Here is a 15,817-nt window from a genome sequence, read left to right on the forward strand (position 1 = left end):
TCCCGACCGACGAAGACGCGGGACTGCCGGCTCCGCACCCATGCTCGGTAGGCTGAGACGGTGATCATCGGGACCGGCATCGACGTCGTCGACATCGCGCGGTTCGAGCGGACCATGCAGCGGACGCCGCGGCTGCGCGAGCGACTCTTCGCCCCGTCGGAGCGCGACCTGCGCCTTCCCTCCTTGGCCGCCCGCTACGCGGCCAAGGAAGCGCTGATCAAGGCGCTCGGAGGCTCCGACGGCGTGCACTGGACCGAGATCGAGATCGCCTCCGAGTCATCGGGGCGTCCTCACTTCGTGCTGGCCGGCTCGACGGCGGCGGTCATCGAGGAGCGCGACATCGTCTCGCTCCACCTGAGCCTCACCCACGACGCCGGTCTCGCCGCGGCGTTCGTCGTCGCCGAGGGGGCTCCGCTGTGACCGTCCCGTTCCGCGAGGCCACCATCGATCTCGACGCGATCGCCGACAACGTGCGGCACCTCCGTCGGCTCACCGGCACCGAGATCATCGCCGTCGTCAAGGCGAACGCCTACGGGCACGGTGCGGCCGCGGCTGCCGTCGCCGCACTGTCGGGCGGAGCCACCCGCCTCGGAGTGGCCGAGATCGCCGAGGCGATCGATCTGCGCCGGCAGGGCGTGCACGCGCCGATCGTGGCGTGGCTGCACGCACCGGGGGAGCGCTTCGCCGAGGCGGCGGCGCAGAACGTCGAGCTCGGTATCTCGTCGTTCGACCAGCTCCAAGCTGCAGCGGCCGCCGCGATGCTCGATCGTCCGGTGAGCGTGCACCTGAAGCTCGAGACCGGGCTGTCGCGCAACGGCGTGGCTCCCGCGGATTGGGGCCGGGTGCTGGCCGAGGCCGCGCGGCTCGAACGGATCGGTCGCCTCCGCATCACCGGGCTGTTCAGCCACCTCTCCAACACCTCCCCGGACGACGACCGCGCGGCGCTGGCGCTGTTCGACGAGGGGGTCGCGGCTGCGGCATCGTTCGGCATCCGTCCGGAGATCCGTCACATCGCCGCCACGGCCGCCGCGATCGACCTGCCCGAGACGCGACTCGACGCCGTGCGCATCGGCATCGGGCTCTACGGGCTCTCGCCCTTCGACGACCGCCGTTCGGCCGCGCTCGGGCTGCGACCGGCCATGACCCTGCGGGGATCGGTCGCCGCCGTGCGCCGGGTGCCGGCGGGGGCGGGCGTGTCGTACGGGTACGACCACCGCGCTGAGACCGACACGACCCTGGCGCTCATCCCGCTGGGGTACGCCGACGGGGTGCCGCGCAGCGGCTCCGGCAGGCTGCCGGTCTCGATCGCGGGACGACGGTTCCGCAACGTCGGCCGGGTCGCCATGGACCAGTTCGTCGTCGACGTCGGCGATGCCCCGGTCTCGACCGGCGACGAGGTGGTGCTGTTCGGCGATCCGACGCTGGGCCTGCCCTCGGCGGATGACTGGGCGGATGCCGCGGGCACCATCAACTACGAGATCGTCACCCGCATCGGGAACCGCGTGCCGAGGCGGGCGTCGTGAGCGTCGATCCGGCGTTCCTCGGCCGGCACGAGATCGCGACGGCGGCGTCGATGGAGCAGCTCGGATTCCGCGTCGGCGAGCAGCTCGAGGCCGGAGATCTGCTGATCCTCACGGGGCCGCTCGGGGCGGGCAAGACCACGTTCACGCGCGGTCTCGGCGAGGGACTGGGCGTGCGCGGCCCCGTGCAGAGCCCCACGTTCGTCATCGCCCGCACGCACCCCTCCCTCGTCGGCCGGGCGCCGCTCGTGCACGTCGACGCGTACCGGCTCGGATCGGCCGACGAGCTCGACGACCTCGACCTCGACCTCGATCGATCGGTGGTCGTCGTCGAGTGGGGGCGCGGGATGGCCGAGGAGCTGGCCGGTGCCTGGTGGGACATCGAGCTGCAGCGTCCCGTGGGGACGATCGACGAAGCCGACCCGGAGAACCTCGACTCCGACGCCCCCCGGGTCGTCACGATCGCGCGGAAGGGGGAGTCATGACCGACACATCGACGGACGGACTCGTCGCGGTGATCATCGAAGACGACTCCGGCGTGCGCGCCCTGCTGGACGAGGTCTTCAGCGCCGCCGGCTTCGAGACGTTCCTCGCCGAGTCCGGACCGGAGGGCTTGGCCGCGGTCGAGGCCCGCCGCCCGGTGATCACCACCCTCGACATCAATCTGCCGGGCATCGACGGCTTCGAGGTGGCCCGTCGCATCCGCCGCATCAGTTCGACGTTCATCATCATGCTGTCGGCGCTCGCCGACGAGTCGGACGTGGTGCTGGGGCTGACGTCGGGTGCCGACGAGTACCTCGTCAAGCCCTTCCGGCCGCGCGAGCTCCGCGCGCGCATCGAGGCGCTGCTGCGCCGACCCCGGGCCGCCGACCCCCGGCCTGCGGCGCCGCGGATGCCGCTCGACACGGCGAACGGCTCGACCGCCGGGCCGACCGTCCTCACCTGGCGAGGACGCGTCCACCGCGATCTCAGTCTCGACCTCGACACGCGGGTCGTGCTCGCGGGGAAGCGCCGGATCGATCTGACGCCGACCGAGTTCGAGCTGCTGGCCATGCTGCTCGAGTCGAAGCGGAAGGTCTGCAGCAAGACCGACCTGGCGCTCGGCCTGCGCGGCGGCGGGCCGGGCGGCGGCGGGCACGTCAGCGAGCCGGACAAACGGGCGATCGAGACGCACATCGCGAATCTGCGGAGGAAGCTCGGCGACAGTTCGTCGAAGCCGCGCTACGTCGAGACGGTCCGGGGCGTGGGCTACCGGCTCACACCCGACGACGATCCGTCGTGAGAACACTGGAGTCGAGGCCGCGGCTCCCCAGCCGCGGCCTCAGCGCCTGCGAATCCCCACTCGCGTGGCCCCAGCGTCTGCGAAACCCCAGTCGCAGATTCGGCCCCCACACATGATGGTAGGGCGGAGCGGTCGCCTGAAGAGCACAGATGCGCGATCTTTGAGTAATCTTGCGTCAAAGCTGAGGATCGACCGGAGGGCGGGGCTCATGATCCGCACGGTCTCGATCTGGCGCTGGCAACTCGTCTTCACCGGCAGCCTCGTCGCGATCGTGGTGATGGTCGCCGCCTTCAAGCCGCAGACCCTGGCGCTGCCGCTCTTCGTCGCCGGGCTCGGTCTCGCGGTGATCGCCACCCTGATCGCCCTTCTCGTGCCGTGGCACCGGCTGTCCCGCCACGCCGTCGTCGCCCTGCCGCTCCTCGACGTGCTCGCCGTCGGTCTGACCACCAACGCGCCCGACATCAGGCTCGGTCTGCTGTGGGTGTTCCCCGTCACGTGGCTCGCCACGTACTTCAGCATGCCGTGGGTGCTCGCCGGCGTCGCTCTCAGCAGCGCCTGTCTCGTCGGGTTCGCCGAGCAGACCGGTGCGCCGGCCGATGTGCTGCTGCGCGTGCTCACGGTCACCATCACCCTCAGCTTCCTCGGCGTGACCGTGCGCGTCGGATCCCGGCGCTCGCGTGCCGCCCGACGCCTTCTCGAGCGCCGCTCCGAGCAGGTGAACCGGGCGGCGTCCCGCGCCGAGACCAACCAGCGCCGGGTCACGCAGATCATCGACGCCCTCGGCACCGCCCTCGTCGTGGTGGCCGAGGACGGCCGCATCCTGCAGATGAACGACGCCTATCGCGCGCTGTACGGACGCGACCGCTTCGGCGAAGCGCTGCCCTCATCGGCCGTCGAGTACGACCGCCGGCGCGGCACCGCGGTGCCGCACGACCGGACGACGATCGCCCGTGCCGCCCGCGGCGAGCAGCTCGACGACGAAGGCGTCTGGCTGTTCGACAGCCGGGGGCGGTGGAGGGCCCTGCAGGTGAGCACCCAGGCCATGGCCAGCGCAGCCGAGGGTCAGCGCGTCGTGCTCGTCATCATCGACGACGTCACCGAACTCCGCGAGGCGGCCGAGGAGCGCCGGGCCCTCGCCGCGGTGGTCTCGCACGAGCTGCGCAACCCGCTGACCACCATCATCGGTCACGTCGACCTGCTCCTCGAGCGCGACGACCTGCCGGCCCGCGTCTCAGCGCAGCTCGAGGTCATCGCCAACGCGGGCGAGCGGATGGAGGACCTCGTCGCCAGCACCCTGGATGCCACACGCCGGGCCCCGGAGGAGCCGTTCGAGCCTGTGGACCTTCGTCAGGTGCTCGAGGCGTCCGCGGCATCCTACGCCCCGCTCGTCTCCGGCAGCCGACAGGAGCTCGAGGTCGGCGGCTCGCCGAGCCTGGTCATCTACGGTGACGCGTTCCGCCTTCGCCAGGTGATCGACAACCTGCTCAGCAACGCCGTCAAGTACACCCCGGCCGGCGGTCGCATCACCGCGAACCTCGGCTGGGCCGAGGACCGACAGGCCGTGCTCAGCGTGAGCGACACCGGCACGGGCATCTCGGCGGACGAGCTGCCGCGCCTGTTCGAGCCCTATTTCCGCACGAACCGCGCCGTGCTCGCCGGAGTCGCCGGCACGGGCCTCGGCATGGGCATCGCGCGCGACATCGTCGAGGCCCATGAGGGCAGCATCGAGGTCAGCAGCGACGTCGGCATCGGAACCACCGTCGTGCTGCGATTCCCCCCGCATCGAGTGAAGGACATCCCCGCGTGATCACCGCAGCCCTGGCGCCCGTCAACGTCGACATCGTGACGAGCATGGTCGCCGTCGTCACCGTCCTGGCGGCGCTGGTCCTCGGCCTCGCCACCCTCGCGCGCCCGAGCCGGGCCACCATCGTCTGGGGGACGGCCTTCAGCCTCGGCGTGCTCGGCGCCTACCTGTGGCTCGCCGGGCATCAGATGGACAGGGCTGTCCTCCGCGCCGCGGCATCCGGCATCCTGCTGGGCTTCGAGCCGCTGGTCTGGCTCGGCCTGCGCTTCCACCTCGGCCGGAGGGCTCCGGTCTGGCTCGCGGTCGCGTTCGCCGTGCTCGTGCCGTGCCTGCTGGTGCTGGCCTCGGGAACCGTGTGGTACCTGCCGGCCTTCCACGTCGTGTTCCTCGGCGCCGGTGTCTTCGCGGCCCTCATCGCATACGAGCTGCTGCGCCGGCAGCCCGTCTCGCTCGACGTCGTCCTGCCGCTCGCGCTCGCCTCGTGCGGCTTCGTCGTCGTCGCGGTCGTGACCGGCGTGCTCGCGATCATCAGCGGCGGTGCGGGGTCGGAGGCGCAGCTGGCCGCGCTGCGCGGCATGAACGCCGTGGGGACCGTGGTGGTGAGCACCTGCGCGGCCTTCACCCTCGTGCTCATGGTGCGTGCTCCGCATCCGTCCGCCGGGCGCGCCGACGACGCCGCCCAGCGCGCAGCGCAGCGGCTCCGCAAGGCCGAGGCGCAGAACGAGCTGAGCTGGTCGATCCTTGACATCCGGCTCGACGATCCCGCCGACCTCCGCGAGGCCTCGACCGGGTCGGCGTACGCGCTCATCGTCAAGCGCTTCCATCAGGACATCGAGGAGGCCCTTCCCGCCGCGGCCGACGCGCACCGCGTCGGCGATGCGCGCGCGATCGCGATCGTCCGAGGCGGCGACGAGGCGGTTCAGCATCACATCCGCGACATCCTGAACCGCATCTCGTCCCTGGAACGCGACAGCTCGTTCGACGGCATCCGCGCCTCCGCCAGCATCGGCTGGGCGACGGTGTCGACCGTCGGCTACGACTACGACGTGCTCGTCGCCGCCGCAGGAGAGGCCGCCGTCCGCGCCCGCGCCGACGGCGGCGACCGGTGGAAGCGCGCCACGGCGGCCGACGGCCCCGGCGTCGACGCGATGCCGGCCGACGGATCGTCGTCGGCGCGCACGACTACCCTGGAGAGGTGATCCTCGCCGTCGACACCTCCCTGGGAACCACCGTCGCACTCATCGATGCCGACGGCTCGACCAGGGCCGAGGTCACGACGACCGATCCGCTCGGCCACGCCGAGGTGATCGGCGACGCGCTCGCCGAGGTCTCGGCCGCCGCGGGCGACGACCGCATCACCCACGTGGTCGCCGGCATGGGCCCCGGCCCGTTCACCGGGCTGCGGATCGGCATCGCGGCGGCACGGGCGTTCGCGCGCGGCCGCGGTGTGCCCGTCGTCGCCGTGCCGAGCCACCTCGGGGCCGCGCTGGGAGCAATCGGCCGCTCGGACGCCCCGTTCGCCATCGTGACCGACGCCCGACGGCGTGAGGTCGCGATCACCGTGTTCGACGGTGCGGATGCCGCCGGCATCCCCGTCGTGCGCGACGAGACGGTCCTCGTGCGCGCGGCCGACGCCGATGCGCACCTCGCCGGCATCCGTCGTCTCGACGTCACCACGCTGTCGGGTGCCGACCTGGCGCGGGTCGGCGCACGCGCGGTCGCCGCCGGCCGCACGCTCGCAGGCGAGGAGCCGCTCTATCTGCGTCACCCCGACGTCTCGCTGCCGGGAGCGCCCAAGAAGGTCGGGGCCTGACGACCCGCTCGATCAGGTCTCGCGCGACTCGCGGCCACGGGCGAGTGCGGCCGCGATCGCGCCCTCGGCGGCGGCATCCGTCTCGGCGACCGCCGACACGTTCTCGGCGACGACCGCGTCGATGATCTCGGTGCGCTGGATGCGCGTCTCGCGCGGGGCCTTCACGCCGATGCGGACGCTGTCTCCCTTGATGTCGAGCAGCGTGACCTCGATCTCGCCGTCGATGCGCACGCTCTCGCCGATCCGCCTCGTCAACACCAGCATGCGATCAGCCTACTGGTGCGGCCGGAGCCGGACCCACCGCGGCCTGCACCGGCGGAGCGTCGCGGACCACGCCGATCGTCTCGATCGCCAGCGACGCCGCGGTCGCCTCGGAGTACGAGAGCACGGGCAGCCCGTCGGTCTGGGCCGAGACCATCCGCCGGACGGCGGGGCGCAGCGACGGCGCGCACACCAGCACCGGCTCGCCGCCGTCGCCGACCGCCGCCACCGTCTGCTTCACCGACTCGACGACGCCTTCCATGCGCTGCGGGTCGAACACGATCTGGGATCCCTCGTCGCTCGGGCGCAGGTTCTCGAGCATCGCCTGCTCCAACAGCGGGTTGATCATGACGACCCGCAGCGTGCCGGCCTCGGCGAAGCGTGCGGCGATGGCGGGACCGAGCGCCGCGCGGGCCGCCTCGATGAGCCCCTCGGGGTCGGTCGACACCCGCGCGCGCAGGGCGAGCGCCTCGTAGATACGGCTGAGGTCGTTGATCGGCACCCGCTCCGAGAGCAGACCCTGAAGCACGCGCTGCACCTCGGCGAGCGACAGCAGGGCCGGCGTGAGCTCCTCGACCGCCGACGGCGACACCTGCTTGAGCGCGTCGGTGAGCTGACGGACGTCCTCCCGGCTGAGCAGGCGCGCGGCGTGCGACTGGATCACGCTCGACAGGTGCGTGATGATCACGCTCGCCCGATCGATCACCGTCGCGCCCGCGAACTCGGCGGTGTGGCGCATCTCCATCGGGATCCACTTGCCCTCGAGTCCGAAGACGGGATCGACGGCGGTGGTTCCGGGAAGGCTCTCCAGGCCCTGTCCGAGGGCCAGCACCGAGCCGGCGGGGGCGGTGCCACGACCGGCCTCGACACCGCCGATGCGGATCACGTAGGTGGCCTGGGGCAGCTCGATGCTGTCGCGCGTGCGCACGGGCGGCGTCACCAGGCCCAGGTCGAGGGCGATGCGCCGGCGGAGCGCCTTCACGCGCGACAGCAGGTCGTCGGGGCCGCCGGTGACCAGGTCGACGACGTCGGGCGCGAGGAGGATCTCGAGCGGGTGCACTCGCATGCGCTCGATCAGTTCCTCCGGCTCGTCGACCGGGGCGGGTGCGGGCGTGCGTGCCGCGAGGGCCTGCTCCCGCGCCTGTCGCGACCCGATGCGCTGGGCGATGAAGAGAAGGAGAGCGCCGATGGCGACGAACGGCAGCATCGGCATGTGCGGGATGAGCGACATGACGATCGCCGCGCACCCCGCGATGAGCAGGGCGTTGCGCGACTGGCCCAGCTGTGCCGAGGCGGCCGTGCCCATCTCCGCCTCCGCCGTGGAGCGGGTCACGATCATGCCGGTCGAGACGGCCATCAGCAGGGCGGGGATCTGGGTGACCAGGCCGTCGCCGATGGTGAGGAGGCTGTACGTGCCCACCGCCTCGTCGATGTCCATGCCGTGCTGCAGGAGACCGATCGCGATCCCGCCGATGAGGTTGATGATGATGATGACGAGACCGGCGATCGCGTCGCCCTTGACGAACTTCGACGCGCCGTCCATGGCCCCGTAGAAGTCGGCCTCGGCAGCCACCTCGGCGCGCCGTTCGCGCGCCTCGGCATCGCTGATGAGACCCGCGTTGAGATCGGCGTCGATGGCCATCTGCTTGCCCGGCATGGCGTCGAGGGTGAAGCGCGCGCCGACCTCGGCGACGCGTTCGGCGCCCTTGGTGACGACGACGAACTGGATGACGACGAGGATGAGGAAGACGACGGCTCCGATGACGAGGGAGCCCCCGACGGCGATCGCGCCGAACGCCTCGATCACCTGGCCCGCGTAGGCCTCGCCGAGCACGAGGCGTGTGGACGCGACGTTCAGCCCCAGTCGGAACAGCGTCGCCACCAGCAGCAGTGACGGGAACACCGAGAAGTCGAGGGGCTTCTTCACGAACATCGAGGTGAGCAGGATCACCAGCGCGAACATGATGTTCAGGATGATGAGCAGGTCGAGCAGGAACGGCGGCACGGGCACGACGAGCAGCATGATGATGCCGACGACTCCGATCGGCACCATCAGCCTGGTGAGCAGCTGTCTCATGCGGTCCTCCGGTAGGGAAGCGAATGGATGCCGCGCGCGGCTCCGCGCCGGCGCAGGGCGTCGACGAACACGAGCACGCGGGCCACGGCGTCGTAGAGGTCTTCGGGGATCTCCTGGCCGAGCTCGCACGCGGCATGCAGGGCGCGCGCAAGGCCGATGTCGCGCACCATCGGCACGCCCGCCTCGGTCGCGCGCTCGCGGATGCGCTCGGCGATCACGCCGCTGCCCTTCGCGACGACCTTCGGAGCCGAACGGCCCACCTCGTACCGGAGGGCGACGGCGATGTGCGTCGGGTTGACCAGCACCACGTCCGACCCGGCCACCGCGGCGATCATGCGGTTGCGGCCCATGGCGAGCTGTCGCGACCGGCGCTGCTGCCGGATGAGCGGGTCGCCCTCGGAGTTCTTGCTCTCGTCACGCACTTCGCGCTTGGTCATCCGGGTGTGCTTTCGGTTGCGGCGCATCACCACGAACAGGTCTATCGCCGCGAGGATCAGGCCGACCGCGATCGCCGTCTGCAGGAGCGCGGCGGTGCCTTCGGCGGCCGTGCCGAGCAGACGCGCGACGGAATGCGCACCGCTCGCCAGCAGCGTCGGCATGATGCCGGCGATGACGATCCAGAGGGCGATCCCGATCGCCGCGGTCTTCAGCAGGGCCTTGGCGCCCTCCCACAGCGCCTGCATGCCGAACACGCGCCGGATGCCGGTGACGAGGTTGAACTGCTCGAATCGACCGGTGAGGCCGCGCAGATGCACACCGCCCTGCACCGTCGCGCCCACGAGCGTGATGACGGCGACCGCCGCGAGCATCATCGCCAGGGTGGGGAGGATCGAGGCGAGTCCACGCGCCAGCAGGCCGAGCGCCGCCTCGGGGGACGGGGCCTGCACGATCGAGGGGATCGAGATGAGCTGCTCCGTGCCCGCGGCCGTGCCGAGCGAGATGGCGGCGGGAGCCGCGACCGCGGCCGCTCCGATGCCGAGCCACGCCGTGAGGTCCTGGCTGCGCGAGAGGCGACCCTTCCGACGCGCCTCGCGGAGGTGCTTGTCGGTCGCCTTCTCGCTGCGCTCGCCGGTGTCGGTACCGCTCACGGCGTCACCCCCTGCATGAGCCGGAGGGCCTGAGAGGCGAGGGCGTCGACGATGCCGGGGAGGGCGACGAAGACGGCCCCGGCCAGCAGGAGCGTCAGCAGGATCTTCACCGGGAAGCCCATCGCGAACGCGTTCAATGCGGGAGCGACCCGCGTGATGAGACCGAGACCGGCATCGGCGAGGAACAGCACGAGCACGAGGGGTCCGGCGATCTGCACGGCGGCGAGCACCATCTGCGAGACGCCGTCGACGAGGAGCTCGGCCGGGGCGGCGGTGGCGAAGACACCGTCGACCGGCACCGCGTCGAAGCTTCGGGCGAGCCCCGCGAGGATCAGCTGGTAGCCGCCCGAGGCCACGAGCAGCGTGAGGGCGGTGATGTGGAACAGCCGCGTGAACTGGGCGCCGTTGACCAGGGAGTGCGGATCGAACGCCTGGGCGAGCTGGAAGCCGCCGAAGACATCGATGAGACTGCCCGCGGCCTGCAGCGCCGAGAAGCACACGAGCACGAGGAAGCCGAGCAGCGCGCCGGTCACGAGCTGGAGCACCAGCGTGCCGAGGAAGGGCCCCGTGTCGAGGTTCTGATAGCCGGGCGCGACGGCGGTGCCGACGGCGAGGGAGAGGCCGATGGCGAGCATGGCCTTCACGCGCACCGGGATCGCGCCGTAGGAGAACGGCGGCGCGATCACGATGAACGCCGTGATCCGCACCGCGGCGAGCAGGGTCGCCTCGAGCCAGGCGAAATCGATCGGGATGTACACCGGGTCACCCGCTCAGAAGGTCCGGGATGCGGGCGAACATCTCGTTCGTGAAGGCGATGATCTCGGCGATCATCCAGTTGCCCGCGATGAGCAGGGCGATCCCGACGGCGACGATCTTCGGCACGAACGACAGCGTCACCTCCTGCACCTGCGTGATCGACTGCAGCAGCGAGATCGCGAAGCCGACGACCAGCGCCGTCACCAGGAGCGGAGCGGCCAGCTTGGCCGCGATGAGCAGACCCTGGGCGCCGATGTCGAGGACCGCCTCGGGATTCATCCGACGCCTCCGTAGCTCTCCACGAGGGCGCGGATGATCAGTCCCCAGCCGTCGACGAGGATGAACAGCAGGATCTTGAACGGCAGCGAGATCATCACCGGCGGGAGCATCATCATGCCCATCGACATCAGCGCCGCGGCCACGACCAGGTCGATCACCAGGAACGGCACGAAGATGACGAAGCCGATGATGAACGCCGCCCGCAGCTCGGAGATCATGAACGCCGGGATGAGGGTGTACAGCGGCACGCTCGCCGCATCGGCGGGGTTGTCCTGGCCGGCCATCCGCGTCATGAGCGCGAGGTCCTCCTCGCGGGTGAACCGGAGCATCCACTCGTGCAGCGGCGCCTGGCCGACCTCGACCGCCTGCGCGAAGGTCAGGGTCCCGTCGATGTACGGCTGCACGGCGATCGTGTTGATCTCGGCGAGCACCGGCCACATGATGAACAGCGACAGGAACAGCGAGAGCCCTGCCAGGACCTGGTTCGGGGGGATCGTCGGCAGCGACAGGGCGTTCCGTGTCATCGCCAGCACCACGAAGATCTTCGTGAACGACGACATCATCAGCAGCAGCGCGGGGGCCACCGACAGCAGGGTGATGCCCAGCAGGGTGAGGATCGAGCCCGAAGGGCCGCCGGCACCGTCGATGTCGATCGTCACTCCTCCGCCGGAGTCGTCGGGGGCGACCTCGGCGTGCGCCGGCGTGCTCGCGAGCAGCATCCACACCGCCGCCAGCGCCAGGGTGCCGACGACGATCAGCACGACGCGTCGTCGCCGTGGTCCGTCGCCGACGGTGCGGGCTCGCGTCATCGGGCGCGCCGGATGACCTCGGCGGTCTGCCGCCAGGTGTCGGGGGAGAGGATCGAGCCGCGCAGGGGGTCGTTGCGGTGCCGCTCGCGCAGTCGCGGCGCCTCGGCGCTCCGTGTGCGTCGGAGCGGCGCTGCGTCGGACTCGGCGAGGACGGATGCCGCGACGATGCGGTCGAACTCCGTGGCGCCGCGGTCGCCGATCGCCGGGAGGCTCGGCAGCGGGTCGTCGGGCGCGGCTGTGCGAGGGAGGGGAAGTCGATCGACGACGGCCACGCCGTGCTCGGTGACGCCGAGCACGTAGCGGTGGTCGTCGGTCTGCACCACGACCAGTTGTGCCTTCATGCCGAGGCTCTGGCGGCCGAGGACCGTGATCGCGTCGTTCTCGCGGCGTCGGGCGGCCTTTCCCGCCACGCGGCGCTGGAGGAACCACAGCAGACCGAGCACCGCCGCCAACGAGAGCGCGACGCGCAGGGCGAGCAGGAGATCGTCCAGGATCAGACCTCGACGTTCTCGAGGATGCGGGTGATCCGCACCGCGTAGTCCTGATCGACGACGACGACCTCGCCGTGCGCGATGACGCGTCCGTTGAGCTTCACGTCGGCCGGCGCTCCGGCCGACCGGTCGAGCTCGACGATGCGTCCGGGCTCCAGGTCGAGCACGTCGCGCACGGCCATCCGCGTGCGTCCGATCTCCACCGTCAGCTCCATCTCGACGCCGGCGATGCGGTGCAGCCGTCGTGACGACGTCGACGCGGCGGCCGGACCGCGGACGATGCGCACCGCGAGCCGGCCGATGGTGCGGTCGTCGTGGTCCTGCAGGTCGAAGAGCTGCGTGAGCGGATCGGCGAAGAGCGCTGAGGCGTCGCCGGTCGTCGCCTCGCCGAGGACGCCGGAGCCGAGCGGGCTCACCGATGCCTCGAGCGCATCGCGCAGGCGGTCGGCGAGAGGGGCGTCTGCGAGGCCGTCGATGAGGGCGTCGGGGTCGAGCAGCTGCACCGCCAGCTGAGCGCCGGCCTCGCCCACGAACTGCACGACGACGGCCTCGCCGGTGTCGCCCGACACCTGCGACGCGCGGGCGTGCACGGGGGCGGCGGTGGGAAGCCGCGCCGCAAAGGCGGCGGCGACGGCGGATTCGTAGGTCGTGGTGCTTGTCACGCGGACTCCTCGGCGGGGGCGGGATCGGGGACGACGGTGGTGATGACGCAGGCCAGTCGGGCGCCGGCGCTTCCGACGGCGGCCGTGGCGACGGTCTGATCGTCGAGGGCGAGGATGAGCGGGCGATCGGCCGAATGCGGGAAGGCGACCACGTCGCCGATGGCGAGCTCGAGCACGTCCTGCGGCAGGATCGACCGGGATGCGAGGCGCAGCGAGAGGTCGACGGGGGCGGCTTCGACCTGACGGCGCACCAGGCCCGGGGTGGCGGCCCGATCGGCCGGCGAGGTGCGCACCGCGAAGCCGGAGAGGACGGATGCCGGCAGCATGACGCTCGCCGGCACGGTGCGCCCGGCGAGACGCATCGACAGCCGCGCGACGACGACGGGCTCGGCCGAGGCGGCGACCTGCGCGAACTGGGGGCTGTACTGGATTCCCGCCACGGTGATGCCCGTCGGGAGGATCCCGTCGAGCGCAGCCGTGAGGTGCTCGATCGCGTCGAGCACGAGCGAGTGGATGAGGGCCTGCTCGATGGGGGTGAACGTCCGCTCCTCGAGGGCGGTGGCCGAGCGGCCGCCGACCATCTGCACGATCCAGGATGCCGCGGTCGAGGAGGGCACCTGCACGATGAGGCGCTCGTCGGACTCCGGCAGCGCGCAGACGATCATCGCGGTCGTCGAGGGCAGGGACTGGGCGTACTCGCCGTAGGTCAGCATCCCGACGTGCTCCACGGCGATCGTCGCGCGCACGTGGATCTTGCCCGAGAGCTGCGCCGACCACTGCCGGGAGAACGTCTCGAACGCCAGCTCGAGGGCGCGCGCGTGCTCGCGCGACAGGGTCGCCGAACGTCCGAAGTCGTACACCTCGACGCCGGCGTTCGCCGGCGTCGCCGCAGTCACCGCGGAGCGGGCACTGGCCTCGATGATCACGAACTCGACTATCGGGCGGTGATCGGCACCCGTTAGGCGGGCCGCACACGGAGCGCGGTGCTCGGGGTCAGGAGGACGGCTGCTGCGCCGCAGCGGTTCCGGGGATGAGTGCGCGCACCTCCTCCTCGGCGTCGGACAGGACGACGATGTCGACCCGTCGGTTCTGGGCGAGCGCCTCGGGGCTGTCGCCTTCGGCGAACGGTCGTGTGTCGCCGAACCCCACCGACTTGAGGCGCACCGGGGGCAGGCCCGATTTCTCGACCAGATGACGCAGAACCTGCGTCGAACGCCCGGCGGAGAGCTCCCAGTTGGTCGGGAACGGGGCCGCGGACCCGCGGACGTCGGCGTGGCCCTCGACGGAGATCTCGTTCGGAGCGGTGACCAGCACCGATCCGAGCGCATCGAGCACGAGGACGGCGACGGGACTCAGCTCGGTGCTGTTCGTCTGGAAGAACGTCTCGGCGCTGACGAGACCGATGGTGAGGCCGCGCTCGTCGATGGTGAACGTCACGTCGGCCTCGAGACCGCGTTCGGCGAGCACCTGACGCAGTCGCTCGCGGAGGGCCGACAGCTCATCGAACTCGGTCTGCGCGGCGGCGTGCTCGATGTCGGCGAAGTCCTCGCCCTCGTCGTCGACGAGCTCGGGGGGAACCACGACTCCCGACGAGACGTCGACCTCTTCGGACGGCTTCTGACCGAATCCCGTCGCGAGCGACGCGCTCAGCGCCTGGAACTTCTCCTGGTCGACGGTCGACATGGCGAACAGCACGATGAACATGCACATCAGGACGGTGACCATGTCGAGGTACGACGCCATCCACCTCTCGTCCGGCCCGCTGTGCTCGTCGTGCGGCACCCTCCGGCGTGCCCGCACGCTCACAGCAGCGGCTCCTCGTCGTCGGCCGGGGCGCGCGTGCCCCGGCGTTCGGATCGGGCCGACGGACGATCGGCCACCAGGGCCTGGAGCCGCTCACGGACGAACTGGGGAGGAGCGCCGGCCTGCACGGCCAGCATCCCCTCCATGAGAACCGTCATGCGCTCCAGCTCGAGCTCGCCGAGGCGCTGGAGCCGCCCGCCGATCGGCAGCCAGATGAAGTTCGCCGAGAGGAGGCCCCACAGCGTCGCCACGAAGGCGGCGGCGATCATCGGCCCCAGGGTGTCGGGCTTGTCGAGCTTCTCGAGCACGTGGGTGAGCGAGACGACGGTGCCGATGATGCCGACCGTCGGCGCGAAGCCGCCGAGCGTCATGTAGAAGCGGGAGGCCGTGCGGTTGCGCGCGGCGGTCGAGGTCAGCTCGTCTTCGAGCAGGGTGCGCAGCTCCTCGGCATCCGTGCCGTCGGCGATGCTCTGCAGCGCCTGACGCAGGAAGGGGTCCTTCTCGTCGACCAGGCCCTGTTCGAGCGCGAGCAGGCCCTCCGAACGCGCCTTCTCGGCGTAGCCGACGACCGTGTCTATCGTGCTGCGAGCCGTGCGGCGCTCGCCGCGGAAGGCGCGGGGCAGCGCCTTCACGGCGTGCAGCGCATCGCGCAGGGTGCCGCTGGCCAGGCCCACGGCGATGGTCGCGCCGAAGACGAGCACCATCGGCGCGGGCAGCAGCAGCGACCCCACGGTCGCCCCCTCGATGTTGATCATCGCGACGAGTGCGCCGAAGGCCAGGATCAGGCCGAGGATGAGCGAGGGGTCCATCAGCGCTCCGCCTCGGGGACCGGGTCGGAGGTCTCGTCGGGGAGCGGCTCGGACGTCTCGTCGTCCGTCCGTTTGACCAGGCGGGCCGCGGTGGCCAGCACCCCGGCGCGGAACCGCACGATCTGCGCGATCACGTCATCCATCGTCTCCGTGACGACGAAGGTGGCGCCGTCGACCATGATGATCGTCGTGTCCGGAGTGGCCTGGACACGCTCGATCAGGTCGGGGTTCACCGCGAACCGCGAACGGTTCAGGCGCGTGAGCACGATCATGGGGTTCCATCCTGGAAGCGTCGCTCCCCGCCCTGACGGGACCGGGAGCCGACGGCCCGTCCTGGGCCGTCGATGGGGACTGTCGGACGTG

At 71.3% G+C, this 15,817-nt stretch carries 19 protein-coding genes; 7 read left to right on the forward strand and 12 right to left on the reverse strand.

The genetic code is table 11. The features are described 5' to 3' along the window. Positions 1-60 precede the first annotated feature (60 nt). The 7 genes from AB3M90_RS01675 to tsaB all read left to right on the forward strand — a co-directional run bounded on the left by AB3M90_RS01675 (position 61) and on the right by tsaB (position 6,419). Complete coding sequence (locus AB3M90_RS01675) at positions 61-420, forward strand: holo-ACP synthase (protein ID WP_412949556.1); 360 nt, start codon at positions 61-63, stop codon at positions 418-420. Continuing rightward, positions 417-1,523, forward strand: a complete 1,107-nt coding sequence (gene alr, locus AB3M90_RS01680; RefSeq protein ID WP_412949557.1) for an alanine racemase — start codon at positions 417-419, stop codon at positions 1,521-1,523. The genes AB3M90_RS01675 and alr overlap by 4 nt, the downstream gene beginning before the upstream one ends. Then, positions 1,520-2,005 (forward strand): tRNA (adenosine(37)-N6)-threonylcarbamoyltransferase complex ATPase subunit type 1 TsaE, encoded by a 486-nt coding sequence (tsaE, locus tag AB3M90_RS01685; protein ID WP_412949558.1) that lies wholly within the window; start codon positions 1,520-1,522, stop codon positions 2,003-2,005. Before alr ends, tsaE begins: the two co-directional genes overlap by 4 nt. Further along, positions 2,002-2,802 (forward strand): response regulator transcription factor, encoded by an 801-nt coding sequence (locus tag AB3M90_RS01690; protein ID WP_412949559.1) that lies wholly within the window; start codon positions 2,002-2,004, stop codon positions 2,800-2,802. The genes tsaE and AB3M90_RS01690 overlap by 4 nt, the downstream gene beginning before the upstream one ends. Before the next feature lie 208 nt (positions 2,803-3,010). Then, complete coding sequence (locus AB3M90_RS01695) at positions 3,011-4,609, forward strand: sensor histidine kinase (RefSeq protein ID WP_412949560.1); 1,599 nt, start codon at positions 3,011-3,013, stop codon at positions 4,607-4,609. Continuing rightward, on the forward strand, positions 4,606-5,805 hold the full coding sequence (locus tag AB3M90_RS01700) for a hypothetical protein (protein WP_412949561.1): 1,200 nt from the start codon (positions 4,606-4,608) through the stop codon (positions 5,803-5,805). Before AB3M90_RS01695 ends, AB3M90_RS01700 begins: the two co-directional genes overlap by 4 nt. Further along, positions 5,802-6,419 carry a tRNA (adenosine(37)-N6)-threonylcarbamoyltransferase complex dimerization subunit type 1 TsaB gene (gene tsaB / locus AB3M90_RS01705; RefSeq protein ID WP_412949562.1) on the forward strand — a complete coding sequence of 206 codons (618 nt, stop codon included), beginning with the start codon at positions 5,802-5,804 and terminating at the stop codon, positions 6,417-6,419. Before AB3M90_RS01700 ends, tsaB begins: the two co-directional genes overlap by 4 nt. 12 nt (positions 6,420-6,431) lie before the next feature. Here tsaB and csrA read toward each other — a convergent pair whose 3' ends face one another. The 12 genes from csrA to AB3M90_RS01765 all read right to left on the reverse strand — a co-directional run bounded on the left by csrA (position 6,432) and on the right by AB3M90_RS01765 (position 15,726). Beyond that, on the reverse strand, positions 6,432-6,683 hold the full coding sequence (gene csrA / locus AB3M90_RS01710) for a carbon storage regulator CsrA (protein ID WP_412949563.1): 252 nt from the start codon (positions 6,681-6,683) through the stop codon (positions 6,432-6,434). A gap of 4 nt (positions 6,684-6,687) precedes the next feature. After that, positions 6,688-8,757 (reverse strand): flagellar biosynthesis protein FlhA, encoded by a 2,070-nt coding sequence (locus AB3M90_RS01715; RefSeq protein ID WP_412949564.1) that lies wholly within the window; start codon positions 8,755-8,757, stop codon positions 6,688-6,690. Next, positions 8,754-9,845 (reverse strand): EscU/YscU/HrcU family type III secretion system export apparatus switch protein, encoded by a 1,092-nt coding sequence (locus AB3M90_RS01720; RefSeq protein ID WP_412949565.1) that lies wholly within the window; start codon positions 9,843-9,845, stop codon positions 8,754-8,756. Before AB3M90_RS01720 ends, AB3M90_RS01715 begins: the two co-directional genes overlap by 4 nt. Continuing rightward, positions 9,842-10,603: a flagellar biosynthetic protein FliR gene (locus tag AB3M90_RS01725; protein ID WP_412949566.1), complete on the reverse strand. Its 762-nt coding sequence runs from the start codon at positions 10,601-10,603 to the stop codon at positions 9,842-9,844. The genes AB3M90_RS01720 and AB3M90_RS01725 overlap by 4 nt, the downstream gene beginning before the upstream one ends. Positions 10,604-10,607: 4 nt before the next feature. After that, positions 10,608-10,880 (reverse strand): flagellar biosynthesis protein FliQ, encoded by a 273-nt coding sequence (gene fliQ, locus AB3M90_RS01730; RefSeq protein ID WP_412949567.1) that lies wholly within the window; start codon positions 10,878-10,880, stop codon positions 10,608-10,610. Further along, the gene (gene fliP, locus AB3M90_RS01735) at positions 10,877-11,689 is read right to left on the reverse strand and encodes a flagellar type III secretion system pore protein FliP (protein WP_412949568.1); all 813 of its coding nucleotides are present in this window, start codon (positions 11,687-11,689) and stop codon (positions 10,877-10,879) included. Before fliP ends, fliQ begins: the two co-directional genes overlap by 4 nt. Then, positions 11,686-12,132 (reverse strand): FliO/MopB family protein, encoded by a 447-nt coding sequence (locus tag AB3M90_RS01740; protein WP_412949569.1) that lies wholly within the window; start codon positions 12,130-12,132, stop codon positions 11,686-11,688. The genes fliP and AB3M90_RS01740 overlap by 4 nt, the downstream gene beginning before the upstream one ends. Before the next feature lie 50 nt (positions 12,133-12,182). Then, the gene (gene fliN / locus AB3M90_RS01745; protein WP_412949570.1) at positions 12,183-12,842 is read right to left on the reverse strand and encodes a flagellar motor switch protein FliN; all 660 of its coding nucleotides are present in this window, start codon (positions 12,840-12,842) and stop codon (positions 12,183-12,185) included. Continuing rightward, on the reverse strand, positions 12,839-13,768 hold the full coding sequence (locus tag AB3M90_RS01750) for a flagellar motor switch protein FliM (RefSeq protein WP_412949571.1): 930 nt from the start codon (positions 13,766-13,768) through the stop codon (positions 12,839-12,841). Before AB3M90_RS01750 ends, fliN begins: the two co-directional genes overlap by 4 nt. Positions 13,769-13,835: 67 nt before the next feature. After that, entirely contained in the window at positions 13,836-14,648 is an 813-nt protein-coding gene (locus AB3M90_RS01755) for an OmpA/MotB family protein (protein WP_412949572.1), read from the reverse strand. Further along, the gene (locus AB3M90_RS01760) at positions 14,645-15,454 is read right to left on the reverse strand and encodes a motility protein A (protein WP_412949573.1); all 810 of its coding nucleotides are present in this window, start codon (positions 15,452-15,454) and stop codon (positions 14,645-14,647) included. The genes AB3M90_RS01755 and AB3M90_RS01760 overlap by 4 nt, the downstream gene beginning before the upstream one ends. Continuing rightward, positions 15,454-15,726 carry a flagellar FlbD family protein gene (locus tag AB3M90_RS01765; RefSeq protein ID WP_412949574.1) on the reverse strand — a complete coding sequence of 91 codons (273 nt, stop codon included), beginning with the start codon at positions 15,724-15,726 and terminating at the stop codon, positions 15,454-15,456. Before AB3M90_RS01765 ends, AB3M90_RS01760 begins: the two co-directional genes overlap by 1 nt. Positions 15,727-15,817: the final 91 nt, after the last annotated feature.

Source organism: Microbacterium martis (assembly GCF_047246685.1).
Lineage (GTDB): Bacteria > Actinomycetota > Actinomycetes > Actinomycetales > Microbacteriaceae > Microbacterium.

Excerpts from the sequence above, each read along its gene's own strand:
- AB3M90_RS01690 (WP_412949559.1), top strand. The coding sequence starts at position 2,002 with ATGACCGACACATCGACGGACGGACTCGTCGCGGTGATCATCGAAGAC.
- AB3M90_RS01695 (WP_412949560.1), top strand. The coding sequence starts at position 3,011 with ATGATCCGCACGGTCTCGATCTGGCGCTGGCAACTCGTCTTCACCGGC.
- csrA (WP_412949563.1), bottom strand. The coding sequence starts at position 6,683 with ATGCTGGTGTTGACGAGGCGGATCGGCGAGAGCGTGCGCATCGACGGC.
- AB3M90_RS01715 (WP_412949564.1), bottom strand. The coding sequence starts at position 8,757 with ATGAGACAGCTGCTCACCAGGCTGATGGTGCCGATCGGAGTCGTCGGC.
- fliQ (WP_412949567.1), bottom strand. The coding sequence starts at position 10,880 with ATGAATCCCGAGGCGGTCCTCGACATCGGCGCCCAGGGTCTGCTCATC.
- fliP (WP_412949568.1), bottom strand. The coding sequence starts at position 11,689 with ATGACGCGAGCCCGCACCGTCGGCGACGGACCACGGCGACGACGCGTC.
- AB3M90_RS01760 (WP_412949573.1), bottom strand. The coding sequence starts at position 15,454 with ATGGACCCCTCGCTCATCCTCGGCCTGATCCTGGCCTTCGGCGCACTC.
- AB3M90_RS01765 (WP_412949574.1), bottom strand. The coding sequence starts at position 15,726 with ATGATCGTGCTCACGCGCCTGAACCGTTCGCGGTTCGCGGTGAACCCC.